Below are 24,578 nucleotides of genomic sequence, written 5' to 3' on the forward strand. Positions count from 1 at the left end.
TTACACGTCGAGATCCGCGAGATCGCCTTTTTCCTGTAGCCAGTTGCGTCGATCTTCAGAACGTTTCTTCGCCAGCAGCATATCCATCATCGCATTAGTACGCTGATCGTCTTCATCGCTAATGGTGAGCTGCACCAGGCGGCGAGTATTCGGATCAAGCGTGGTTTCGCGTAACTGCATCGGGTTCATTTCTCCCAGGCCTTTGAAACGCTGTACGTTCGGCTTGCCTTTCTTACGCTTCAGTTGTTCCAGTACGCCCGCCTTCTCTTCTTCCGTCAGCGCGTAATAGACCTCTTTACCCAAATCGATACGGTATAGCGGCGGCAGCGCGACGTAGACATGACCATTCTTCACCAGCGCGCGGAAATGTCTGACAAACAGCGCGCAAAGCAGCGTAGCGATATGCAAACCATCGGAGTCCGCATCCGCCAGGATACAGATCTTGCCGTAGCGCAGCTGACTCAGATCGTCGCTGTCCGGATCGATACCGATCGCCACGGAAATATCATGCACCTCTTGCGAGGCCAGCACTTCATCGGAAGAGACCTCCCAGGTGTTAAGGATCTTACCTTTGAGCGGCATGATCGCCTGATATTCGCGATCGCGCGCCTGCTTGGCGGAACCGCCCGCCGAATCCCCTTCCACAAGGAACAGCTCGGTCCGATTAAGATCCTGCGCGGTACAGTCCGCCAGTTTCCCCGGCAACGCCGGACCGCTGGTGAGCTTTTTGCGCACCACTTTTTTTGCGGCGCGCAGTCGCCGCTGCGCGCTGGCAATCGCCATCTCTGCCAGTTGTTCCGCCGCCTGCACGTTCTGGTTCAGCCACAGGCTGAAGGCATCTTTCACCACGCCGGAAACAAATGCCGCACATTGACGCGACGACAGACGCTCTTTAGTCTGCCCGGCAAATTGCGGGTCCTGCATTTTCACGGAGAGCACATAAGCGCAGCGATCCCAGATATCTTCCGCCGACAGTTTGACGCCGCGCGGCAAAATATTGCGGTATTCGCAAAATTCGCGCATCGCGTCGAGCAGGCCCTGGCGCAGACCGTTGACGTGCGTCCCCCCCTGCATGGTCGGGATCAGGTTGACGTAGCTTTCCGTCAGTAATTCGCCGCCTTCCGGCAGCCACAATAGCGCCCAGTCAACCGCTTCCGTTTCACCGTTAAAATTACCGATAAACGGCTTTTCCGGCAGCGTCGGCAGGCCGTTTACCGCTTCGCCCAGATAGTCGTTCAGACCATCCTGGTAGCACCAGCGCTGCTCGCTGTTATTCACTTCATCTTTAAAAGTGATTTCCACGCCGGGACACAGCACCGCTTTTGCTTTCAGAACGTGCATTAAGCGAGAGACAGAAAAACGCGGGCTGTCGAAGAAGCTTTCGTCCGGCCAGAAGTGCACGCTGGTGCCAGTATTACGTTTACCGCAGGTGCCGACAACCTGCAAATCCTGCACTTTTTCGCCGTTTTCAAACGCGATGTTATAGACCTGACCGTCGCGGCGCACGGTCACTTCCACGCGCTTTGACAGGGCATTTACTACCGAAATCCCCACCCCATGCAGACCACCAGAGAACTGATAGTTCTTATTGGAGAATTTACCGCCGGCATGAAGTCGACAGAGGATCAGTTCTACCGCCGGAACCCCCTCTTCCGGATGGATATCCACCGGCATCCCGCGTCCGTCGTCAATCACTTCCAGCGATTGATCGGCATGTAAAATGACATCCACGCGTTTGGCGTGACCTGCCAGTGCTTCATCCACACTATTATCAATCACTTCCTGACCCAAATGGTTGGGGCGGGTCGTATCGGTGTACATCCCCGGGCGGCGGCGTACCGGCTCAAGCCCAGTGAGTACCTCAATGGCATCAGCGTTATAAGTTTGCGTCATGGTTTAATTAGCAATTCGAATTGATTGTCAGCAACTGTGCAGTCCAAGAAAATCGACAATCTGGTTGAAATAATCTTCGAAGCCCGTGAATGCGTGATTACCCCCCTCGGTCACTGTCTGACGGCAGGAGGCGTAATATGCCACCGCCTGGCGGTAATCCAGCACTTCATCGCCCGTCTGTTGCAGTAGCCAGATCAGGTCCGGCGCTTCCAGCGGGTCAATCTGCATGACTTTAAGATCATAAATATGGCGAGACTCTAGCACATATTGCTGCCCGGTGTAGGGGTTCTCGTTCTGACCGAGATAGTCGGTCAGTAATTCAAAGGGCCGCACGGCGGGATTCACCACCACAGCCGGCAGCATAAAACATTGCGACAGCCAGGTGGCGTAATAACCACCCAGCGACGATCCTACCAGCCCTAATGGCGCACCGCCATGCTCAAGCACGAGAGATTCCAGCAACTCCGCCGCATCGGCAGGATACGGCGGCAGCTGAGGGACGATCATCTCGACATGCGGATGACGCTCCGCCAGCCAGTTTTTTAGCTGGCACGCTTTTGCCGAGCGAGGGGAACTGTTGAATCCGTGCAAATAGAGAAGCGTAGACATCAGTATCCTTCCGAAGCGGTATCGGGTCGGAACCGGGTATCCTGCAGGCGATGCACTTCCGTCTCCAGGACGCCGTTCGCCCGGAGCTCCAGCGTACGCCAGCCCGGCGCGATAGTATCCAGCGTAAAGTTCGCGCAGTGCGGTTTGAACTGTACGCAGGTTGACGGCGACGCCAGCAGACGGCGACCGTTCCAGTCAAGATCCAGCTCCTGGTGAATATGTCCGCATAACAGATATTTTACACGCGGGAAATTCGCCAGCACGCTATCCAGCTCACCGGCATTACGCAAGCTGTGCTGATCCAACCAACTGCACCCTGCCGGCAACGGATGGTGGTGCAAAAGGAGCAATGTCTGTCTCTCTGGCGCATCGGCGAGCTTACGCTCAAGCCATTCCAGTTGGAACTCGCTCAGTTCGCCATGCGGGACGCCAAACACCTGGCTATCCAGCAACAAAATCTGCCATTGTTCACCGATTAACACGCGCTTAGCCGGGGAAATCCCCGCCTCTTGCAGCGCGCTGTACATTGCCGGCTGAAAATCATGATTGCCCGGTAGCCAAACGCAAGGCGCGCGAAAGCTTGCGATACCCTCAGCAAAATGCTGATAAGCCGCAGCGGATTGATCCTGCGCCAGATCGCCGGTGGCCACGATCAGATCATATTCATACTGTTGCGCCCGAATAGCCTCCAGCACGGCCTGGTAACTTTCCCAGGTATTGACGCCTAACAGCGTTTCATGCTTTTCGGCAAACAGGTGAGTATCTGTAATTTGTAAAATCCTGACTCGGGCCTCACCAGCCAGAGGTAGGGTTAACAGGCTTTCCAAATGGTGTCCTTAGGTTTCACGACGCTAATAAACCGGAATCGCCATCGCTCCATGTGCTAAACAGAATCGTAGCCAGTCGGCCAGAAACTGATTAATTTGATGCTTTTCGTCGCGTTGATGCAACTTTTTATTTGGATAATCATACCGCGCTTTGAAGCGAAAGATCTGCTGGCTTGAACACACTTCAGCCACCATCGCATCATGGTAGAGGCGCACCGTCAGCGACGGCAGGCTCCAGTAGGTGATGGCTGGCGCCGTTTGCTCGATCGTTACAAGCGTAGTGTATCGGGTCGATTCCACAATCGTTAACCGATATTGTACGTTGCCCACCTGATAGCTCACCGTTTCACCGGGGGCGTCATTGCGCGGCAGCAGGCGGCGCAATTGCGAAAAATTGGTTTCGCACAAACGCATCATTTCTGGGAAGTCAGGTGTATAACGCTTCATTTTTTCCACTCGTTTTTTAACTCTTGATGATGCAACTGAAGCCATTGCAAAGCGATGACTGCGGCTGCGTTGTCGATTTTCCCCTCTTCTACCCACTGGTATGCCTGTTCCCGGCTTACCACATGAACCCGAATATCTTCGTTTTCATCCGCCAGACCATGAATACCTGCCGCGGTCGTGGCGTCCACTTCACCCACCAGAATAGATGAGCGCTCGCTGGTTCCTCCTGGACTCGCCAGGTAACTGATGACCGGTCGGGTGCGGCCTACGGTCAGCCCCGCTTCTTCCATCGCCTCCCGCCGGGCGACCGCCTCAATGGTTTCGCCTTCTTCTATCATGCCGGCGACCATCTCCAGCAGCCACGGCGTAACGCTTGTGTCGTACGCGGCAATACGAATCTGTTCGACCAGCACCACCTCGTCGCGTTCAGGGTCAAAGGGTAGCAAGACGGCGGCGTGCCCGCGCTCAAAAATTTCGCGCTTTACCTCGCCACTCATTTCTCCGTTGAATAAACGATGGCGGAATCGATACACATCCAATGAAAAAAAACCGCGATAGCGCGTTTCCCGTGCAATAATTTCTACATCGCTTTTGGTGAAAGTAACTGGCAAGTTGTCTGATTTACGCATTGTGCTGCCCTGCTAGCAATAATGATTAAATGATGAATTTCAAGGGTGGTTGACTGCTGTTTTATCACCCTTGTGGTAAATTGGTGCCAATTAAGGCTCGTATGGCACGTAACGCCAACTTTTTGCAGTGGCGGATTCTGCTAGAATCAGCAATTATTTTTACAAATTGATCAGCGCTAAATACTGCTTCACAACAAGGAATGCAAATGAAGAAATTGCTCCCCATCCTTATCGGCCTGAGCCTGTCGGGGTTCAGCACACTAAGCCAGGCAGAGAACCTGATGCAAGTTTATCAGCAAGCACGCCTGAGCAACCCGGAATTGCGTAAATCCGCTGCCGATCGCGATGCTGCATTCGAAAAAATTAACGAAGCGCGTAGTCCTTTACTGCCGCAACTGGGTTTAGGTGCCGACTACACCTACAGCAACGGTTATCGCGATGCGAACGGTATCAACTCCAATGAAACCAGCGCTTCCCTGCAATTAACGCAGACGCTATTTGATATGTCGAAATGGCGTGGGCTCACCCTGCAAGAAAAAGCAGCAGGCATTCAGGATGTCACCTATCAGACCGATCAGCAGACGCTGATCCTCAATACCGCGAACGCGTATTTTAAGGTATTGAACGCTATTGATGTGCTTTCCTATACCCAGGCGCAAAAAGAGGCTATCTACCGTCAGTTAGATCAAACGACGCAACGTTTTAACGTGGGTCTGGTCGCCATTACTGACGTGCAAAACGCCCGTGCGCAATATGATACCGTACTGGCGAATGAAGTGACCGCCCGCAACAACCTGGATAACGCGGTAGAAGAGTTGCGCCAGGTGACCGGCAATTATTACCCGGAGCTGGCGTCGCTTAACGTCGAGCATTTTAAAACCGACAAACCCAAAGCTGTTAATGCGCTGCTGAAGGAAGCGGAAAACCGTAACCTGTCGCTGTTGCAGGCGCGTTTAAGTCAGGATCTGGCGCGCGAGCAAATCCGTCAGGCGCAGGATGGCCATCTGCCGACGCTGAATTTAACGGCCTCAACCGGCATTTCTGATACCTCTTATAGCGGTTCTAAAACCAACTCCACCCAGTACGACGATAGCAATATGGGGCAGAATAAAATCGGCCTGAACTTCTCCCTGCCGCTGTATCAAGGCGGGATGGTTAACTCGCAGGTAAAACAGGCGCAGTATAACTTCGTCGGCGCAAGCGAACAGCTGGAAAGCGCGCACCGTAGCGTGGTGCAGACCGTACGTTCTTCCTTTAACAATATTAACGCCTCCATCAGCAGCATCAACGCGTATAAACAAGCAGTCGTTTCCGCGCAAAGTTCTTTGGATGCAATGGAAGCCGGTTACTCGGTCGGTACACGTACCATTGTTGACGTACTGGATGCCACCACCACTCTGTATGATGCCAAGCAGCAACTGGCCAACGCGCGTTATACCTATTTGATTAATCAGTTAAATATCAAATATGCGCTCGGTACGCTGAACGAGCAGGATCTGCTCGCGCTTAACAGTACGTTGGGTAAACCTATCCCGACGTCGCCGGAAAGCGTAGCGCCGGAAACGCCAGATCAGGATGCCGCCGCAGACGGTTATAATGCCCATAGCGCCGCGCCGGCAGTACAGCCGACCGCCGCTCGCGCCAACAGCAATAACGGCAATCCATTCCGGCATTGATAAGTTATTCGCTGGCGCTGCGCTTATCAGACCTGTGCCCTTGTAGGTCTGGTAAGCGCGGCGCTACCTGTCATAAAGCCGCACCTGAACGTAAGACAACGTAAAGATCCTGCTATTCCGCCGCATTCTCGCCTTTTCTCGCTTCAATTTCGACCAGTCATCCTCTATTCTGAACGCATGTTGTATTTACCACTGGGTCCTGGAAGACAAATATGAAACGGACAAAATCCATCCATCACGCATCATTTCGCAAAAGCTGGAGCGCGCGGCATTTAACGCCGGTCGCCCTGGCGGTTACGGCTGTTTTTATGCTGGCTGGCTGTGAAAAAAGCGATGAAACCGTATCGCTGTATCAAAACGCTGATGACTGTTCAGCGGCGAATCCGGGCAAAAGCGCGGAATGTACAACCGCGTATAACAATGCGCTGAAAGAGGCCGAACGTACTGCGCCTAAGTACGCTACACGCGAAGATTGCGTCGCTGAGTTTGGCGAAGGCCAGTGCCAGCAAGCGCCCGCACAGGCTGGCATGGCGCCGGAAAATCAGGCGCAGGCCCAACAATCCAGCGGCAGTTTCTGGATGCCGCTTATGGCAGGTTACATGATGGGGCGTCTGATGGGCGGCGGCGCAGGCTTTGCGCAACAGCCGCTGTTTAGCTCGAAAAACCCGGCCAGCCCTGCATACGGCAAATATACCGATGCGGCAGGTAAAAACTACGGCGCGGCGCAACCGGGCCGGACAATGACCGTACCAAAAACCGCGATGGCGCCGAAACCTGCCACCACAACAACCGTTACCCGCGGCGGTTTTGGCGAATCCGTCGCCAAACAGAGCACCATGCAACGTAGCGCTGCCGGTACTTCAACACGTTCGATGGGCGGCTGATACGCATGGAAAGAGTCAGTATTACCGAGCGCCCGGACTGGCGCGATAAAGCGACTGAATACGGGTTTAATTTTCACACTATGTATGGTGAACCGTACTGGTGTGAAGACGCTTATTACAAGTTAACGCTCGCCCAGGTGGAAAAACTGGAAGACGTTACCGCCGAGCTGCACCAGATGTGCCTCAAGGTAGTAGAACGCGTCATCGCCAGCGATGAGCTGATGACGAAGTTTCGTATTCCAAAACATACCTGGGGTTTTGTTCGCCAGTCCTGGCAAACGCAACAACCGTCGCTCTATTCCCGCCTCGATCTGGCCTGGGACGGTATCGGCGAGCCTAAGCTGCTCGAAAATAATGCCGACACGCCAACATCGCTGTATGAAGCGGCGTTTTTCCAGTGGATTTGGCTGGAAGATCAGATCAACGCGGGCAATCTGCCGGAAGGCAGCGATCAGTTTAATAGCCTGCAGGAAAAGCTGATTGAACGCTTTGCTGAACTTCGCGAGCAGTACGGTTTTCAGTTGCTGCATCTCACCTGCTGTCGCGATACGGTTGAGGATCGCGGCACCATTCAGTATTTACAGGATTGCGCGGCCGAAGCGGAAATCGCCACCGAATTTCTCTATATCGACGATATTGGTCTGGGGGAAAAAGGCCAATTTACGGATCTGCAGGATCAGGTCATTGCGAACCTGTTCAAGCTCTATCCGTGGGAATTTATGCTGCGCGAGATGTTTTCCACCAAGCTGGAAGATGCCGGCGTGCGCTGGCTGGAACCGGCCTGGAAAAGCATTATCTCCAATAAAGCGTTGTTGCCGCTGTTGTGGGAGATGTTCCCGGACCATCCGAATCTGTTGCCTGCGTATTTCGCCGAAGACGAACATCCGCCAATGGATAAATATGTCGTGAAACCGATCTTCTCCCGCGAAGGGGCGAACGTATCGATTATTGAGAACGGTAAAACGATCGAATCCGTGGAAGGCCCGTATGGCGAAGAGGGTATGATCGTGCAACAGTTCTATCCGCTGCCAAAATTCGGCGACAGTTACACCCTGATTGGTAGCTGGCTGATTAACGATCAGCCCGCCGGAATTGGTATCCGTGAAGATCGGGCGCTGATCACCCAGGATCTCTCCCGCTTCTATCCGCATATTTTTGTCGAAGGATAGATTCTCCTGTAAGCCCGATGCGCGTAGCGCCATCGGGCAATCATTCAGCGCCTTATCCGGCCTACCCCACCTGCACCGACAACATACTTATACTGCCCATCTCAATACCGTCGACCGGGATGGTGATAGGTTCCTTGCCGTCCCAGGCGCCAAGTATATACAGCAAAGGTAAAAAGTGCTCCGGCGTCGGGTTCGATAAGGCCCCCCCTTCATGTTGCAGATAATTCACCAGCGGATGCTGTTCTACCGGCCCCTGCCACGTCAGATTGGCTTTCACAAAGTCATTAAATGACGCCGCCCAGGGATACGGTATATTGTCACCGTGCCAACGCACAGTCCGCAGGTTATGAACCACATTCCCGCTGGCCACCAGCATCACGCCTTCGTCACGCAGCGTCGCCAGTTTACGGCCCAACTCAAAATGCCATGCCGCCGGTTTGGTACTATCAACACTAAGCTGCACCATCGGGATATCCGCATTCGGGTACATCTTGATCAATACGCCCCAGGAGCCGTGATCAAATCCCCACGCTTCTTTATCGAGCGAGACGGGAACGGGAGCCAACAGTTCAACCAGACGCTGCGCCAGCGCAGGCGATCCAGGGGCCGGATAATGCGTGTCATACAGCGCCTGCGGAAAACCGCCAAAATCATGGAGAGTTTGCGGCCTTTCCATCGCTGTGACGCCCGTCCCGCGGGTATACCAATGCGCCGACACCACCACTATCGCCTGTGGTCGCGGCAGGGCTTCCCCCAATCGCCGCCAGGCGCGGGTATAATCATTATCGTCCAGCACGTTCATCGGGCTGCCATGCCCCAAAAACAATGCTGGCATACACGTTAAAGACATGATGTTATCCTTACAGGAAAGACATTTTGTTAACATCACCATACGCTTTCTTCACAGAGGAAGAACTCAGATAACTATGATGAAGATCATCAGTTATTTTGAAGGTCAGGTTCGGACGGCAAATTGATAAGGAGTAATGGATGTCAGTACCACTTATTCTGACCTTACTGGCGGGCGCCGCCACCTTTATTGGCGCGTTTCTTGGCGTTCTCGGCCAAAAACCGTCTAACCGCGTGCTGGCTTTTTCGCTGGGCTTCGCCGCAGGGATCATGCTGCTTATCTCGCTGATGGAGATGCTGCCCGCCGCGCTTGATACCGAGGGGATGTCGCCTGTACTGGGCTACGGAATGTTTATTATCGGCCTGTTGGGCTACTTCGGGCTGGACCGCCTGCTTCCTCACGCTCATCCGCAGGATCTGATGCAAAAAAGGCAGCAGCCGCTTCCCGGCTCGATAAAACGCACTGCGATTTTATTGACGCTCGGCATTAGCCTGCATAACTTTCCGGAAGGGATCGCCACCTTTGTCACTGCCAGCAGCAATCTTGAACTGGGTTTCGGCATCGCACTGGCGGTGGCGTTGCACAATATTCCTGAAGGTCTGGCGGTTGCCGGTCCGGTTTATGCCGCGACGGGCTCAAAACGTACCGCGATTTTTTGGGCCGGTATCTCCGGCATGGCGGAAATTCTTGGCGGCGTGCTGGCGTGGCTGATTTTGGGCAGTCTGGTTTCGCCAATCGTTATGGCGGCTATCATGGCGGCAGTCGCCGGTATTATGGTGGCGCTCTCCGTCGATGAACTGATGCCGCTGGCAAAAGAGATCGATCCTAACAATAACCCCAGCTATGGCGTGCTTTGCGGTATGTCCATCATGGGGCTCAGTCTCGTCATTTTGCAGACGATAGGTATCGGTTAAGAGAAACGTCGCGCCGGATGCAGGCCTTTAGCCAGGCAACATCCGGCTGCCCGTCAAGGATATGCGCTATTTCTGCTCATTCATCACGCTGTCGCCTTCGCTCGTCTGGCGAAAACGTTTCGTTCGCGCTTCAAGTAATGCATCTCTGTCTTGCCGAAACGCTCTGCAATAACGCTTCATATGGCAAATATACCCTACTACCACCAGAACGATTAATATTATCCAATACCAGGCAATAAACATCCTTTTTACCCTTAAAATTTAACATCACTAAACATTTAACGTTAAAATTTTACATACCCTTATTTTGACGTATTCATATACTGGCATATTTGTGGAACAAATAAATGATTTTGATCATATAAATCAGTGGTGAAACACAATAATGAAAGAGGTATTAAGCAGAAAACAATGTCGATAAGATCACACTTCGTACTAATTTATATTGTTCTTAAAATATCACACTCCTACTATCGACTCACTCAGGCAATTAAAAAATATTGATACAGAATATACTTTAAAATAAGTAACAGCATCATGACTTATATTTAAAGACCAATCATTTACCTCATTTATTATTCATAAAAACATAGTATATTCAGAAGTATTATATTTAGAAGTTGTATATAAGGAGATATATCCATGTTTGACCAATACCGGAAAACAATACTTGCCGGTGCCGTCGCACTGACATGCGGACTCACCGCAGCCAGTACGTTTGCCGCAGGTTTTCAACCGGCACAGCCCGCAGGAAAATTAGGCGCAGTCGTTGTCGATCCTTACGGAAATGCCCCTCTCACCGCGCTGGTGGAATTAGATAGCCATATTATTTCAGACGTTAAAGTTACTGTACATGGCAAAGGGGAAAAAGGCGTTCCTGTTACTTATACTGTTGGGAAAGAGTCTTTAGAAACCTATGACGGTATTCCTATTTTTGGCCTTTATCAGAAATTTGCCAACAACGTCACGGTAGAATATAAAGAAAACGGCAAAGCCATGAAGGATGACTATGTGGTGCAGACGTCCGCCATCGTCAACCATTATATGGATAACCGTTCTATTTCAGATCTCCAGCAAACGAAAGTTATTAAAGTTGCGCCAGGATTTGAAGATCGCCTTTATCTGGTAAATACCCATACCTTTACGCCGCAGGGCGCTGAATTTCACTGGCACGGCGAAAAAGATAAAAATGCGGGCATTCTTGATGCCGGCCCGGCGGGCGGTGCTTTGCCTTTCGATATCGCCCCTTATACGTTTGTGGTCGACACCCAGGGTGAATACCGCTGGTGGCTGGATCAAGATACCTTCTACGACGGCCACGATATGAATATCAACAAACGCGGCTACCTGATGGGTATTCGTGAAACGCCTCGCGGCACCTTTACCGCGGTGCAGGGCCAACACTGGTACGAGTTTGACATGATGGGGCAAATTCTTGCCGATCACAAACTGCCGCGCGGGTTCCTGGATGCGTCTCATGAATCCATCGAAACCGTGAACGGCACCGTACTGCTGCGCGTCGGCAAACGCGATTACCGCAAAGAAGACGGCATACATGTTCATACGATTCGTGACCAAATCATTGAGGTTGATAAGTCTGGCCGCGTAGTAGACGTTTGGGATTTAACCAAAATCCTCGACCCTATGCGTGATGCGCTGCTCGGCGCGCTGGATGCGGGCGCAGTATGCGTGAACGTCGATCTGGCCCATGCCGGACAGCAGGCGAAACTCGAACCGGATACGCCGTATGGCGATGCGCTTGGCGTTGGTGCCGGTCGTAACTGGGCGCACGTCAACTCTATCGCTTATGACGCGAAAGACGACTCCATCATCCTTTCTTCCCGCCATCAGGGTATTGTAAAAATTGGTCGCGATAAGCAGGTGAAATGGATACTGGCACCGTCTAAAGGCTGGAATAAGCAGCTAGCCAGTAAATTGCTGAAACCGGTAGACGATCATGGTAAGCCGTTGACCTGTGACGAAAACGGCAAGTGTAAGGATACCGATTTCGATTTCACCTATACCCAACATACGGCATGGCTTTCCAGCAAAGGCACGTTAACGGTCTTTGATAACGGCGATGGTCGCGGCCTGGAGCAACCGGCTCTACCGACCATGAAATATTCCCGTTTTGTCGAATATAAGATCGATGAGAAGAAAGGCACCGTACAACAAGTTTGGGAATACGGTAAAGAACGTGGATATGATTTCTATAGTCCTATTACCTCGGTTGTTGAATATCAAAAAGACCGCGACACCATGTTCGGCTTTGGCGGTTCTATTAACCTGTTCGACGTTGGTAAACCCACAGTCGGCAAACTGAATGAGATTGACTATAAAACGAAAGAAGTGAAAGTTGAAATTGATGTGCTGTCGGATAAACCCAACCAGACTCACTATCGTGCATTACTGGTTCATCCAACGCAAATGTTTAAATAAATAACGGGAAGGAATTAATATGTCATCTAAATGGATTACCTCTTTATTTAAAAGCGTAGTATTAACCGCGGCATTGGTCACTCCTTTTGCGGCATCGGCTTTTACCGAGGGCACAGATTATATGGTTCTGGAGAAACCGATTCCTAATGCGGATAAAACGCTGATTAAGGTATTTAGCTATGCCTGCCCTTTCTGCTACAAATATGACAAAGCCGTAACAGGTCCGGTTTCTGATAAAGTAGCCGATCTCGTTACGTTCACCCCGTTCCACCTGGAAACAAAAGGCGAATATGGAAAACAGGCCAGCGAAGTATTTGCAGTCCTGATCGCCAAAGATAAAGCTGCCGGGATTTCGTTATTTGATGCTAAATCACAATTCAAAAAAGCGAAGTTCGCCTGGTATGCGGCTTACCATGATAAGAAAGAGCGCTGGTCAGATGGGAAAGATCCGGCGGCATTTATTAAAACCGGGCTGGACGCCGCAGGCATGAGCCAGGCTGATTTTGAAGCAGCGCTGAAAGATCCTGCCGTTCAGGAGACTCTGGAAAAATGGAAAGCCGCCTATGACGTTGCCAAAATTCAGGGTGTTCCGGCTTACGTCGTCAACGGTAAGTACCTTATCTATACCAAAAACATCAAATCCATCGATTCTATGGCTGAACTCGTTCGGGAACTGGCCACTAAAAAATAAGCAGGGAAACGATTATGGATTTTATTAAGGGATTATGGCGAGACCTACGCGCAAGACCAGTAGATACGCTGGTGAGATGGCAGGAACAGCGCTTTCTGTGGCTGTTAATGGCCATCGCGATGGGAGGGTTAATTATCCTGGCGCACTCGTTCTTCCAAATCTATCTCTACATGGCGCCGTGCGAACAGTGTGTTTACATTCGTTACGCGATGTTTGTGATGGTAATTGGCGGGGTGATTGCGGCGATAAATCCCAAAAATATCGTGCTGAAGCTGATTGGCTGCATCGCGGCGTTTTATGGCAGCATTATGGGCATTAAGTTTTCTATTAAGCTTAATGGTATCCATCATGCGGTACATAATGCGGACCCCGATTCACTTTTTGGCGTGCAAGGATGTTCGACTGACCCGACCTTTCCTTTCAACTTACCGTTGGCGGAATGGGCACCGGAGTGGTTTAAACCTACCGGAGACTGCGGTTATGACGCGCCTATCGTCCCTGATGGCGTAACGCTCAGTAGCGTACAGCAGTGGTTTGTCGATCTCTACCAGCAGTCCGAAGGCTGGTATCTGCTTCCGCCCTGGCACTTTATGAACATGGCGCAGGCATGTATGTTGGCCTTTGGGTTGTGCCTGATTCTGCTGCTGGTGATGAGCGGCGCCTGGGCATTAAAACTGGCCAGAGGCAAATAACCTGAATAGATAAACCAAAGCAGAGGTCTGCATTCAGGCCTCTGCTTTTCTCACAATAATTTTACCATTCAGCTTATTCGTCGTTCTTTGAAACTGAACGATATGGCACCGAAGGAATACAAAAAAGCCGATGACATCTCATCGGCTTTTTTCAACCATGATCCGTTCGATCAGCTGGCTTTGCGCTCATGCGCCTGGCGGTAAGCCACCAGATCTTCAATCGTGACCACCGCCATATTATGCTGGCCTGCAAACGCGATACACTCCGGCGCGCGCGCCATCGTCCCATCGTCGTTAGTCAACTCGCACAGTACGCCTGCAGGTTTAAAACCGGCCAGCGTCATCAGATCGATGGTCGCCTCCGTATGACCGCCGCGCGTCAGCACGCCGCCCGCCTGAGCGCGCAGTGGGAAAACGTGCCCCGGACGGTTAAGATCGGACGGTTTTGCGCCATCCTTAATTGCCGCACGCACCGTAGTGACACGGTCAGCGGCGGAAACGCCGGTGGTCACGCCTTCTGCGGCTTCAATGGTCACGGTAAAACCGGTGCCGTAGGCGCTGGTGTTGTTTTCCACCATCATTGGCAAGTCGAGCTGCTTACGACGGTCTTCAGTAATACACAGGCAAACAATACCGCTACCGTGACGAATGGTTAACGCCATCTGTTCTACGGTCATCGTCTCTGCGGGGAAAATCATATCGCCTTCGTTTTCACGATCTTCATCATCAAGCACCATCACACCGCGTCCTTCACGCAGCGCATCCAGTGCAAGTTCAACACGTTCAAAAGGCGTACCAAAAGAGGAAAGTAGCGTCTGATTCATGGTAAAAAAACCTCATTAACATTATGGTTACCAGAATCAGGGCAGTCTTAGGAGTGCCGACAAGCGGCAAAAAAATAACGTGAGCGGGTCCATGCCCGACTGGATCGTTACCCTCTCCCATCCGGACTTTAACCGTCGGCCCCGGAATTACACCGGATCTGCTGACCTTTTCGCTATGGCAAAAAGCGCTCGCGGGCTTTCAACCTGCTCTCCGCGTTCCGTCACGGCGCGCCGTGATGAGAAATGCGTTAAACATCGCTGATTTACCGCCGGTGGGGAATTTCGCCCCGCCCTGAGAATAAGCGGGTTAACTATAACGCTATTGATTACCTTCATCAACGCCTTTACTCCGTATGACGTCACACAATTCTGGTTTATGGCGTCCACATATCGCACTACAATAAGAGCTAACACTTATCAGTTCAGGGAAACCACAATGATTGACCCGAAAAAAATTGAGCAAATCGCACGCCAGGTTCATGAGTCAATGCCGAAAGGTATTCGCGAGTTCGGGGAAGATATCGAGAAAAAAATCCGTCAAACGCTGCAATCTCAGCTGACGCGTCTCGATCTGGTGAGCCGCGAAGAGTTTGATGTCCAGACTCAGGTCTTGCTGCGCACCCGGGAAAAACTGGCGCTGCTGGAGCAACGCCTCAGCGAACTGGAAGCTCGCGACAAGCCTGAAGAAGTAAAACCTGCGCCCGCCATCCCGCCAGTCGATCCACAACAAGAGTAAAAACGTGAACGGGCCTGACGGCCCGCTCATATAAGATCTGAATAATGCCCTGCACCTGTAAAGGGAGCCTGCATTAGTGTTCTAATTCTAACCTTTTCGCCTGAGTCGCCTGCTGGCAGTAAAGCGCGTAACGCTTGCAAAACCAGTCGCGATGCTCCTCGTCCATATTGCCGGTTACCGCCTGGATATCAACAGGACGCCCCTCCGCCTGCATTCTGGCAAAACTGCGCGCCAGAAAATCGAAATTATTTAATGAATAGACGTTATTGTTGTTCATCAGCATACCCTCCAGTTATTGAATTCTGTTAAGGCTATATGCTTTTTCTGATTTCAGTATTTCCCTATATGTACGGCGGTTTTATACATAACGTGCGCAAATTTAATGCGCAAAATCACAATATTCACCAAAGATAACGACGGATAAATCGCTTTTCGGACTTAAGGAGATATGGGTCACATGATATTGTAACGCAATGAAATAACAAGCATGAAAATTATCACGCGAACATCCTTCTGAAGGCGGCGACAAGGATAGAAAATATGACCTTATTTGCGGAGTATAACAGCCCCTATCTGTTTGCCATCGCGTTCGTTTTCTTTATCGGCGTGCTGGAGATGATTTCGCTGATTTTTGGCCACTTTCTTTCAGGCGCGCTCGACGCCCATCTCGATCATTATGACGCCCTGTCATCCGGCCCTGCGGGCCAGGCGCTTCATTATCTGAATATTGGACGCGTTCCCGCCCTGGTCGTCCTCTGTCTATTGGCCGGTTATTTCGGCCTCTTCGGTATCCTCATCCAGCATGGCGGGATCATGCTCTGGCAAGCGCCGCTCAGCAATCTGCTGCTGGTCCCGTTGAGCATTGTCCTGTCGGTCTTTGCCGTGCATTACAGCGGAAAAATCCTCGCGCCCTGGCTACCCAGAGATGAAAGCTCCGCCCTCCGGGAAGAGGAATTTATCGGCGGCATGGCGATTATTACCGGCCACGCCGCCGTCGCCGGTACACCTTGCGAAGGAAAATTTACCGATAAGTTCGGCCAGATTCACTATTTACTGCTGGAACCCGAAAAGGGAAAAGAATTTAAAAAAGGAGACAAGGTGCTGATTGTCTGCCGACTTTCCGCAACGCGCTATTTGGCTGAGCGTACCTTCTACGTTTAATTGAGAGGAACTTACATAATGGATGATGTTTTTGGCATATTGCCATCATGGATGTTTACCGCCATCGTTGCGGTTATCGTCTTACTAATTATCGGGATCATTTTTGCTCGCCTCTATCGCCGCGCATCTGCGGAACAGGCGTTTGTCCGTACCGGGCTTGGCGGGCAAAAAGTGGTGATGAGCGGCGGCGCTATTGTGATGCCAATCTTTCACGAAATTATTCCGATCAATATGAATACCCTAAAACTTGAAGTTAGCCGTGCTACCGTCGATAGCCTGATCACCAAAGATCGTATGCGCGTTGACGTGGTCGTCGCTTTCTTCGTACGTGTAAAACCCTCTGTTGAAGGTATTGCCACCGCCGCACAAACGCTTGGCCAGCGAACGCTGTCGCCGGAAGATCTGCGTATGCTGGTTGAGGATAAATTCGTTGACGCCTTACGCGCTACCGCGGCCCAGATGACGATGCATGAGCTACAGGATACGCGTGAAAACTTCGTTCAGGGCGTACAAAACACCGTTGCGGAAGATTTGTCGAAAAACGGCCTGGAACTGGAAAGCGTCTCATTAACCAACTTTAACCAAACGTCCAAAGAACATTTCAACCCAAACAACGCCTTTGATGCCGAAGGTCTGACGAAACTGACGCAGGAAACCGAACGCCGCCGTCGTGAACGTAATGAAGTGGAACAGGATGTGGAAGTGGCGGTGCGCGAAAAGAACCGCGACGCGCTTGAACGCAAGCTGGAAATCGAGCAGCAAGAAGCCTTTATGACTCTGGAGCAGGAGCAACAGGTTAAAACCCGCACCGCCGAACAAAACGCCAAAATTGCCGCTTTTGAGGCCGAGCGCCATCGTGAAGCAGAACAGACGCGCATTCTTGCTGAGCGGCAGATCCAGGAGACGGAGATCGAACGTGAGCAAGCAGTACGGTCCAGGAAAGTTGAGGCCGAGCGTGAAGTACGTATTAAAGAGATCGAACAGCAACAGGTGACAGAAATCGCCAACCAGACGAAATCTATCGCCATTGCCGCCAAATCCGAGCAGCAATCACAAGCGGAAGCGCGCGCCAACGACGCGCTGGCCGATGCGGTTCGCGCCCAGCAAAACGTAGAAACCACCCGCCAGACCGCCGAAGCGGATCGCGCCAAGCAGGTCGCTCTGATCGCCGCGGCGCAGGATGCGGAAACCAAAGCGGTCGAACTGACCGTTCGGGCAAAAGCAGAGAAAGAAGCGGCAGAATTGCAAGCCGCCGCCATCATCGAACTGGCGGAAGCAACGCGTAAAAAAGGTCTGGCGGAAGCCGAAGCGCAACGGGCGCTGAATGACGCTATCAACGTACTATCTGACGAACAAACCAGCCTCAAATTTAAACTAGCGCTCTTACAATCGTTGCCTGCTGTTATTGAGAAGTCTGTTGAACCGATGAAATCCATCGACGGCATTAAGATTATTCAGGTCGATGGCCTCAATCGCGGCGCGACGGCGGGCGACGTCGCCGCTGGCGGCGCTAACGGGGGAAACCTGGCGGAACAAGCGTTATCTGCCGCGCTCACCTATCGTACCCAGGCGCCGCTGATCGATTCGCTGTTAAACGAGATTGGCATCGCCGGCGGCTCGCTAAAGGCGCTGACCACACCGTTGGTTTCATCGGCAACGGATGAGATTAATCGCGAAGCAACGGTAAAAGAGCAATAACCCCCCGCTATATCTCCTGTCCCTGGCCATAAGGCCGGGGATTTTTTTATCTTTTTTCCACCTTGTCTGTACAAAGCGTTATGACCAGCAGGCCATTTTGCGTGGGCGATCCAGTAACGCAAAATCGGCGGGAGAAAGCCCTTGCGCCAGACAGGCCACTCACCAACAATCGCGATGTCAGCAAGGGGCTGAAACGGGAAAGCCCCTCCCGAGGAAGGGGCTTTAATAAGGAAAGGGTTATGATGCAACAGGTCATCATACTGATTGTTCTGTTACTGATAAGTTTCGCAGCTTACTAACAGCCAATCAGAGGGGGGAGAGATCCCCTCTCACCCTTATTCCTTTACTTTAGGTCGAAAAAAAAGCAGCGTCAACCGCGAGATACGCGTCGAAACAAAATGTCCGACGCGCCTTCAAAATCAGCGCCCGCCGCGTCTGTAACGCCTGATGTCGCGGTTTTACTTCTCGCTCTCGGTCTGGATCTTTTTGATGATATTGGTCGTGGAACAACCATCTTCGAAGTTCAGCACCATGACTTCGCCGCCGTTGGCCCAGACCTCTTCGCTGCCCGCGATCTCTTCCGGCTTATAGTCGCCGCCTTTTACCAGCAGATCCGGCAGAATACCGGCAATCAGTCGTTGCGGCGTATCCTCTTCAAAAGAGACAACCCAGTCGACTGACTCCAGCGCGCCCAGCACGATCATACGCTGTTCGAGCGGATTAACCGGACGGCTTTCGCCTTTCAGGCGTTTAGTCGAGGCGTCACTATTGACCGCAACAATCAGGCGGTCGCCCAGTTTGCGCGCGTTCGCCAGATAAGAGACATGGCCCGCGTGCAGAATATCGAAAACGCCGTTGGTCATGACCACTTTCTCGCCACGCTTACGCGCGCTGGCGACGGCCTGTCTCAACTCCTCTTCGGTCATAACGCCGAAGCCGGTATCCGCGCGTCCGCGCACTGCGTTTTCCAGCTCAATAGGGGAAACCGTTGACGTCCCGAGTTTACCTACCACTACGCCCGCCGCCGCATTGGCGAAATAACACGCCTCTTCCAGGGTATTTCCCGCCGCCAGCGTCGCCGCCAGCACGCCGATCACCGTATCGCCCGCACCGGTAACATCATAAACTTCCTGCGCCTGCGTCGGCATATGTAGCGGCGCTTTATTCGGTTGCAGCAGAGTCATTCCCTGTTCGGAACGCGTGACCAACAGCGCGGAAAGGTCGTAATCGGCAATGAGTTTCATGCCACGTTCAACCAGTTCGTCTTCGCTTTTACATTTCCCCGCGACCGCCTCAAATTCAGAAAGGTTTGGCGTCAGCAGCGTGGCGCCGCGGTAACGTTCAAAATCCGTTCCTTTCGGATCGATGAGCACCGGCACGCCCGCCTGGCGCGCCAGGGAAATCATAGTCTGCACGCTGGTCAGAGCGCCTTTGGCATAATCGGACAATACCAGCGCGCCGATCGATCCCAGCGCCTGGTTGATACGCTCATGCAACGGCTGTGGGTCCACGCCCTCAAAGCCTTCTTCAAAATCAAGACGAATGAGCTGCTGATTACGTGATAGCACGCGCAGTTTGGTAATCGTCGGATGCGTCGGCACAGAAACGAAGTCGCACTTCACATTGACCTCTGCCAACGTTTTGCTCAGCGCGCGCGCGGCGTCATCAATACCCGTCAGGCCGACCAGACGGGCGTTCGCTCCCAGAGACGCAATGTTCATCGCCACGTTCGCCGCGCCGCCCGGGCGTTCCTCAACGGTATTTACCTTAACCACGGGCACCGGCGCTTCCGGTGAAATACGGCAAGTGGGGCCATACCAATAGCGATCCAGCATTACATCACCCACAACCATGACGCCTGCACGTTCAAACGCTGGCAGATTTACTTTCATTCCTGTCTCCTGAGAGATTCAAAATTTGCGCGCGATAATAGCATAATTCAAACGGCTACCAGCCACTTCCGCCAGCTTGCCTGCACCAGCGCGCGCTCTTTGCTAAAACACGTCTGCGCCACATGACCGGGAAGCTCCTGCAACGCCAGGTGGTGCAGTTCATCACGCAGTGTGGTGTAGGCTACCGTCAGCGCCTGCGCCTCGTGATCATCCATAATGCCGTTTTGCGCCAGAAGCTCCAGGATGCGCACGTTATCAGACCAGCGCGTTAATTTAGGTTTTTCATGAGCGTAGCGCAGTACCAGATATTGCGCGATAAACTCAATATCCGTAATACCGCCTTCATCAGCTTTAATATCAAAACGATCGCGATGCTTATTGCCGAGATGCGCCCGCATTTTCTCGCGCATTTCACGTACTTCAGTCTGCAATGTCTTGCCGTCGCGCGCCGTCGTCATGATAGTGCGGCGCACCGCATCAAACTGTGAGGTAAGCTGCGGGTCGCCATATACCACGCGAGCGCGTACCAACGCCTGATGTTCCCAGGTCCAGGCTTCATGCTGCTGATAATCGGCAAACGCGTCCGCTGAAGTCACCAGCATTCCCGCCGCGCCAGAGGGGCGTAGACGCGCATCCACCTCATACAAAATTCCGGAGGAGGTGCGCGTACTGAACAGATGCATAATGCGCTGCGCCAGGCGCAGATAAAACTGCCGCCCGTCGATTTCGCGTTCGCCGTTGGTCATGACGTCCATCGGACAGTCATGCAGGAAGATGAGATCCAGATCGGAACTGTAGCCCAGCTCCCATCCGCCCAACTTGCCATAACCGACAACCGCAAACCCCCGCCCCTGGCGCTCGTCCAGATGCGCTGGCTGACCATAACGCGCAACCATTTGCGTCCACGCCTGCTGCACCACAGCATCAATCATCGCCTCCGCCAGCCATGTGAGGTGATCGCTCACTTTCATCACCGGCAGCGTACCGGCAATATCCGCCGCCGCAATCCGCAAAAGCTGTGCCTGTTTAAACTGGCGTAATGCCTCCAGTTGTTGTTCTTCGTCTTCTTCCGGCACGCGCAGCAAATATTGGCGTAATTCGTCGCGGTAAGCGTCGGTAGCCGTCGGCTGATAAAGCGTGCCGGGGTCGAGCAGTTCATCAAGCAACAACGGATAACGCGCCAGTTGGCTCGCTATCATTGGCGAAGCGGCGCAGAGCATAATCAGGTGTTTCAGCGCGCCGGGAAATTCGCTCAGCAGCTCCAGATAGGTGGTGCGAGTGACAATCCCCGCCAGCAATGGCGTTATCCGCGATAGCGTAACAACGGCGTCTTCGCGAGAACAGACATCAGCAAGCAGGTGCGGCATCAGTTGGTCCAGCACTTGCCGCCCGCGCGGGCCGATAGGGCGTTTATCCAGTTCCTTACGGAAGTCAGCGATGAGGGTCAGAACCTGTCGCCGATCCTCATCGGCTAAATGCGCCAGCACTGGCGTCGAATCATCCTCCTGTAGCGCATCCTGCCATACTTCACGCCACGGCTCTGAACGTTCTTCCTCCTGCGGGGTATCGGCTTCATCATCGCCAATTAATTCGTTGAATACGCGGCGTACATTAGCCATATGATCCGTCAGTTCGCCAACAAGCTGCGGCCAGTTCTCCGCCTTCATTCCCCAGGCCAGCCGCGCCCGATTCAGATCGTCGGCAGGCAACGTTTGCGTCTGTTCGTCATTGATGCTTTGCAGCAGATTCTCCAGACGACGTAGAAAAAGATAGGCCACGCGCAGTTGCGCCACGTCATTCTCAGGCAGCAAATGCAGCGCAGCGATAGCATCCAGCGTTGGCAGTAACGAACGCGACTGTAGCGACGGCTCGCGTCCGCCGCGGATGAGCTGGAATACCTGCACGATAAACTCAATTTCACGAATACCGCCCGCGCCAAGTTTAATGTTGTCTTTCAAACCGCGGCGTCGCACTTCGCGGGCGATCATCCCTTTCATATTACGTAGCGACTGGATGACGCTGAAATCGATATAGCGGCGGAAAACGAAAGGCCGCAGCATGGCGCGCAATTCACGAGACCAGGCGTCGTCGTTATCGCCCATTAGCCGCGCTTTCACCATGGCGTAGCGTTCCCAGTCGCGTCCTTGCTCCTGATAGTAATCCTCCAGCGCGGCAAAACTCAGTACCAGCGGGCCGCTGTCGCCAAACGGTCGCAGGCGCATGTCCACCCGATAGACAAAACCATCCATTGTGGGCTGATCCAGCGCTTTGATCAGCCGCTGCCCGAGACGCGTAAAAAACTGGGCGTTATCGAGTTCACGACGCCCGCCCCGGGTCTCGCCATGTTCCGGCCAGGCGAAAATCAGATCGATATCAGACGAAAAATTCAGTTCGCCGCCGCCCAGCTTGCCCATGCCTAAAATCAACAGCGGCTGCGGAACGCCCTGCGGGTTACAGGGGGTTCCCCATTCGCGGCAACAGGCGGCATACAGCCAGTCGCGCGCCCCCACAATGAGCGTCTCCGCCAGATGGCTCAACTGTTGTAAAATAGTCTCATCGTCCACCAGCGACAGCGTCTGCGCCCAGGCGATGCGTACCATGATGCGACGACGAAAAAACCTCAGTTCACGCATCAGCGAGGCGTCGTCACAGACACCTGCCAACGCCTCCTGTAACCAGCCAGCATAATGTCGCCATTCATCAGCCTGCGGCGATGCGGATTCCAGTTCGGCAAGCCACTCCGGATGCGCTATCACGCTATCCAGCGCAAAATCGCTAAATGTAAGTACTGACTTCGCCTGCGCGCTAAGCGATGTCTCAGTAAATCCTTCTGGTAGGCGCTCAACAACGGTCTGCCAGTACTGCGATAAGGGTGAAGAGAGCGGCGTCATTTAGGGGATATCCTTTAAATAATGCCGGATGGCGGCGTTTCGCCTGATCCGGCCTACAAGTCCGCATACCGTAAGCCTGATAAGCGCAGCGTCATCAGGCGCTTTCTACGGTTCTGATTATCGTTTTCCGCTGTGCAACCAGAACGGCTGCTGGTTAATGGCCTCATTACGGAAATATTCAATTTCAATACGTTGTCCGGTAAGAATGGCGTGACGCAATCCCTGCCAGTTTTCCAGCCATGCCTGCGCGACCATCGCATCATAATACCCGGCCAGCAGTAAAACGCTGTCGATATCGCGAGTCAAACGCGGCAACTGGTCGCGATACTTATCACCCAGCGGTTGTCCAAAAACTTTTTTTAATTCAGCAGTATGACGAGAAAGATGAATGTCGGCGAAACGCTTAAAAGAATCGGCCATTTTGGCCTGCGCCTTCGCGTCCAGAAATGGCTGCCAGGCTTTCGTCACCAGCCATTCCGTCAATGCCAGTTTCGCCATCGCCGTTTGCGTACTATAAACGGCTGTGACGGCGGACACCGCGGATGTCATCGTCGCTTCCGCCTGGGTAAGTAGATCACGTAAGTGAGCGCTCGCTTTACGTGGAACAATGCCACCAAAAAGCATTAAGGCATGGCGCACTAATCCCATAGCATCCAGCACGTGTTCTTTCGCCGACTCGTCGCCGCGCAGCCAGAGCTCTTCATGGTACTGCCACTGTGACAACGCCAGATCCAGCGAGGCCTCCAGCCCTTGCTCTACCGTGGCTTTCGCGGCGGTCCGCAGAATTGTCGTTGGTGTATTCTCTCGCGGCGCATTCCCCTGCGCCAGGTGATAACCTCGCGCCGCCTTACTCAGACTGCCCTGACGCAAACCGGTTTGCGACAGCAGTTGCTTCGCCAGTTTTAACACGGCGCGCGTATCGCCGCGAAGCAACTCAAGCTCCAGCTCACAAATCGGTTCGGCAAACTCGCCCGCTTTTACGTCGCCGAGATCGAGCGCAATTTCAATCCTGCTGCCGTCAACGTCCAGACACCATTTTTCCCGGTAAAAATCGGTACTGAACAGCGGCTGTACGCTTGATGCCAGGCCAGCGGGCAGTTTGCCATCCGGCCAGACCTCCGCCGGAAGTTGCGTCAGATCCAGCACGGGTTCGCTTAGCGCGACATTGTATTCGGGTCGCTGGTGCAGCCCGCCCGTTACCCGGCCGGCAATTTTCATGGTCATTTCATAGCGCCCATTTTCACCACGAATACGCAGCCCCATATCATGGCGGCGTAGCCAGTTATCAGGCGTTTCGAAGTAGATATTCAGCAACTGGCTGGGCGCATGATGCTCGCCGCCGAGCGTATGAAGATGATTTCGCAGCGCATCTACGGCGTCGTGATTGACGATAAACTTTAATTCGATTTCCTGAGCCATGGCCTTGTACTTATGGGTTATGTCACATCTGGGAAGATTCTTGGCGAACTTACCCGCATTATTTTTGTCAGTAGATAGTATTTTGCGCCAAATTGCCATGCAACGAGCAATTTGACGGGCGTAAAAGTTTGACGTAGCGGCAAAGGCGACACAGATGATTCCGATTGATGTCGACTACTTTGCGTAGCGACACTGATGCCGTTACTATCGTTCCACTTTCTCTGACAATAACGACAG

23 protein-coding genes and 1 riboswitch are annotated in these 24,578 nt (G+C 52.8%); of the genes, 11 read left to right on the forward strand and 12 right to left on the reverse strand.

All coding sequences use genetic code 11. The features are described from left to right. The 5 genes from parE to nudF are packed head-to-tail and all read right to left on the reverse strand — an operon-like array spanning window position 1 to window position 4,405. On the reverse strand, window positions 1–1,893 hold the full coding sequence (gene parE / locus ACH0VJ_RS10875; RefSeq protein ID WP_000195318.1) for a DNA topoisomerase IV subunit B: 1,893 nt from the start codon (window positions 1,891–1,893) through the stop codon (window positions 1–3). A 27-nt stretch (window positions 1,894–1,920) separates the two neighbouring features. After that, window positions 1,921–2,502 carry an esterase YqiA gene (gene yqiA, locus ACH0VJ_RS10880; protein ID WP_000105725.1) on the reverse strand — a complete coding sequence of 194 codons (582 nt, stop codon included), beginning with the start codon at window positions 2,500–2,502 and terminating at the stop codon, window positions 1,921–1,923. Next, complete coding sequence (cpdA, locus tag ACH0VJ_RS10885; protein ID WP_000444735.1) at window positions 2,502–3,329, reverse strand: 3',5'-cyclic-AMP phosphodiesterase; 828 nt, start codon at window positions 3,327–3,329, stop codon at window positions 2,502–2,504. Before cpdA ends, yqiA begins: the two co-directional genes overlap by 1 nt. 24 nt (window positions 3,330–3,353) lie before the next feature. After that, window positions 3,354–3,776 carry a DUF1249 family protein gene (locus ACH0VJ_RS10890; protein WP_000833404.1) on the reverse strand — a complete coding sequence of 141 codons (423 nt, stop codon included), beginning with the start codon at window positions 3,774–3,776 and terminating at the stop codon, window positions 3,354–3,356. Then, window positions 3,773–4,405 carry an ADP-ribose diphosphatase gene (nudF, locus tag ACH0VJ_RS10895; RefSeq protein ID WP_001231950.1) on the reverse strand — a complete coding sequence of 211 codons (633 nt, stop codon included), beginning with the start codon at window positions 4,403–4,405 and terminating at the stop codon, window positions 3,773–3,775. The genes ACH0VJ_RS10890 and nudF overlap by 4 nt, the downstream gene beginning before the upstream one ends. Before the next feature lie 200 nt (window positions 4,406–4,605). Here nudF and tolC point away from each other — a divergent pair, with 200 nt between their 5' ends. The 3 genes from tolC (at window position 4,606) to ACH0VJ_RS10910 (ending at window position 8,134) form a co-directional block, all read left to right on the forward strand. Then, the gene (gene tolC, locus ACH0VJ_RS10900) at window positions 4,606–6,081 is read left to right on the forward strand and encodes an outer membrane channel protein TolC (RefSeq protein ID WP_014343899.1); all 1,476 of its coding nucleotides are present in this window, start codon (window positions 4,606–4,608) and stop codon (window positions 6,079–6,081) included. A gap of 212 nt (window positions 6,082–6,293) precedes the next feature. Beyond that, window positions 6,294–6,965 carry a DUF1190 family protein gene (locus ACH0VJ_RS10905; protein ID WP_000831528.1) on the forward strand — a complete coding sequence of 224 codons (672 nt, stop codon included), beginning with the start codon at window positions 6,294–6,296 and terminating at the stop codon, window positions 6,963–6,965. A 5-nt stretch (window positions 6,966–6,970) separates the two neighbouring features. Continuing rightward, window positions 6,971–8,134 carry a glutathionylspermidine synthase family protein gene (locus ACH0VJ_RS10910; protein ID WP_000442833.1) on the forward strand — a complete coding sequence of 388 codons (1,164 nt, stop codon included), beginning with the start codon at window positions 6,971–6,973 and terminating at the stop codon, window positions 8,132–8,134. Between the two features lie 61 nt (window positions 8,135–8,195). On the opposite strand, the gene ygiD is transcribed toward ACH0VJ_RS10910, so the two are convergent. Then, complete coding sequence (ygiD, locus tag ACH0VJ_RS10915; protein WP_001536714.1) at window positions 8,196–8,984, reverse strand: 4,5-DOPA dioxygenase extradiol; 789 nt, start codon at window positions 8,982–8,984, stop codon at window positions 8,196–8,198. A gap of 140 nt (window positions 8,985–9,124) precedes the next feature. Here ygiD and zupT point away from each other — a divergent pair, with 140 nt between their 5' ends. Then, entirely contained in the window at window positions 9,125–9,898 is a 774-nt protein-coding gene (zupT, locus tag ACH0VJ_RS10920) for a zinc transporter ZupT (RefSeq protein ID WP_000115871.1), read from the forward strand. Window positions 9,899–9,964: 66 nt separating this feature from the next. Here zupT and ACH0VJ_RS10925 read toward each other — a convergent pair whose 3' ends face one another. Further along, window positions 9,965–10,141: a hypothetical protein gene (locus ACH0VJ_RS10925; RefSeq protein ID WP_000469259.1), complete on the reverse strand. Its 177-nt coding sequence runs from the start codon at window positions 10,139–10,141 to the stop codon at window positions 9,965–9,967. 399 nt (window positions 10,142–10,540) lie between these two features. Here ACH0VJ_RS10925 and ACH0VJ_RS10930 point away from each other — a divergent pair, with 399 nt between their 5' ends. Genes ACH0VJ_RS10930 through dsbI form a run of 3 tightly spaced genes read left to right on the forward strand, consistent with a single transcriptional unit; the run spans window position 10,541 to window position 13,720 of the window. Beyond that, window positions 10,541–12,337 carry an aryl-sulfate sulfotransferase gene (locus ACH0VJ_RS10930; protein WP_000460259.1) on the forward strand — a complete coding sequence of 599 codons (1,797 nt, stop codon included), beginning with the start codon at window positions 10,541–10,543 and terminating at the stop codon, window positions 12,335–12,337. Between the two features lie 19 nt (window positions 12,338–12,356). After that, window positions 12,357–13,028: a thiol:disulfide interchange protein DsbA/DsbL gene (locus tag ACH0VJ_RS10935; protein ID WP_000096230.1), complete on the forward strand. Its 672-nt coding sequence runs from the start codon at window positions 12,357–12,359 to the stop codon at window positions 13,026–13,028. Between the two features lie 14 nt (window positions 13,029–13,042). Beyond that, window positions 13,043–13,720 (forward strand): protein-disulfide oxidoreductase DsbI, encoded by a 678-nt coding sequence (gene dsbI / locus ACH0VJ_RS10940; RefSeq protein WP_000345576.1) that lies wholly within the window; start codon window positions 13,043–13,045, stop codon window positions 13,718–13,720. 170 nt (window positions 13,721–13,890) lie between these two features. On the opposite strand, the gene ribB is transcribed toward dsbI, so the two are convergent. Next, window positions 13,891–14,544, reverse strand: a complete 654-nt coding sequence (gene ribB, locus ACH0VJ_RS10945; protein WP_001076978.1) for a 3,4-dihydroxy-2-butanone-4-phosphate synthase — start codon at window positions 14,542–14,544, stop codon at window positions 13,891–13,893. Window positions 14,545–14,649: 105 nt separating this feature from the next. Beyond that, window positions 14,650–14,848, reverse strand: a riboswitch (FMN riboswitch). A gap of 132 nt (window positions 14,849–14,980) precedes the next feature. On the opposite strand from ribB, the gene ubiK reads away from it, so the two are divergent. Continuing rightward, complete coding sequence (gene ubiK / locus ACH0VJ_RS10950) at window positions 14,981–15,280, forward strand: ubiquinone biosynthesis accessory factor UbiK (RefSeq protein WP_000566825.1); 300 nt, start codon at window positions 14,981–14,983, stop codon at window positions 15,278–15,280. 73 nt (window positions 15,281–15,353) lie between these two features. Here ubiK and glgS read toward each other — a convergent pair whose 3' ends face one another. Next, entirely contained in the window at window positions 15,354–15,563 is a 210-nt protein-coding gene (glgS, locus tag ACH0VJ_RS10955) for a cell surface composition regulator GlgS (protein WP_000928927.1), read from the reverse strand. A gap of 257 nt (window positions 15,564–15,820) precedes the next feature. Between glgS and ACH0VJ_RS10960 the strand changes: the two genes are divergently transcribed. The 3 genes from ACH0VJ_RS10960 to ACH0VJ_RS10970 all read left to right on the forward strand — a co-directional run bounded on the left by ACH0VJ_RS10960 (window position 15,821) and on the right by ACH0VJ_RS10970 (window position 18,438). Further along, a complete protein-coding gene (locus ACH0VJ_RS10960) occupies window positions 15,821–16,441 on the forward strand; it encodes an OB-fold-containig protein (RefSeq protein ID WP_000171739.1) in 621 nt (206 codons plus the stop codon). An 18-nt stretch (window positions 16,442–16,459) separates the two neighbouring features. Next, window positions 16,460–18,139 (forward strand): flotillin family protein, encoded by a 1,680-nt coding sequence (locus ACH0VJ_RS10965; RefSeq protein ID WP_000342879.1) that lies wholly within the window; start codon window positions 16,460–16,462, stop codon window positions 18,137–18,139. 239 nt (window positions 18,140–18,378) lie between these two features. Continuing rightward, window positions 18,379–18,438, forward strand: coding sequence for a type I toxin-antitoxin system Ibs family toxin (locus ACH0VJ_RS10970; RefSeq protein ID WP_111754053.1), 60 nt, complete (start codon window positions 18,379–18,381; stop codon window positions 18,436–18,438). 159 nt (window positions 18,439–18,597) lie between these two features. Here ACH0VJ_RS10970 and hldE read toward each other — a convergent pair whose 3' ends face one another. From hldE to ACH0VJ_RS10985, 3 genes are all read right to left on the reverse strand, one after another. Beyond that, window positions 18,598–20,031: a bifunctional D-glycero-beta-D-manno-heptose-7-phosphate kinase/D-glycero-beta-D-manno-heptose 1-phosphate adenylyltransferase HldE gene (gene hldE / locus ACH0VJ_RS10975; RefSeq protein WP_000867682.1), complete on the reverse strand. Its 1,434-nt coding sequence runs from the start codon at window positions 20,029–20,031 to the stop codon at window positions 18,598–18,600. Between the two features lie 47 nt (window positions 20,032–20,078). Next, window positions 20,079–22,922 (reverse strand): bifunctional [glutamate--ammonia ligase]-adenylyl-L-tyrosine phosphorylase/[glutamate--ammonia-ligase] adenylyltransferase, encoded by a 2,844-nt coding sequence (gene glnE, locus ACH0VJ_RS10980; RefSeq protein WP_000188295.1) that lies wholly within the window; start codon window positions 22,920–22,922, stop codon window positions 20,079–20,081. A gap of 117 nt (window positions 22,923–23,039) precedes the next feature. Next, window positions 23,040–24,341, reverse strand: coding sequence for an inorganic triphosphatase (locus ACH0VJ_RS10985; RefSeq protein ID WP_000046215.1), 1,302 nt, complete (start codon window positions 24,339–24,341; stop codon window positions 23,040–23,042). Window positions 24,342–24,578: the final 237 nt, after the last annotated feature.

The sequence above is a fragment of the Salmonella sp. 2020_1459 genome, from assembly GCF_043847915.1.
GTDB classification, from domain to species: Bacteria; Pseudomonadota; Gammaproteobacteria; order Enterobacterales; family Enterobacteriaceae; genus Salmonella; species Salmonella enterica.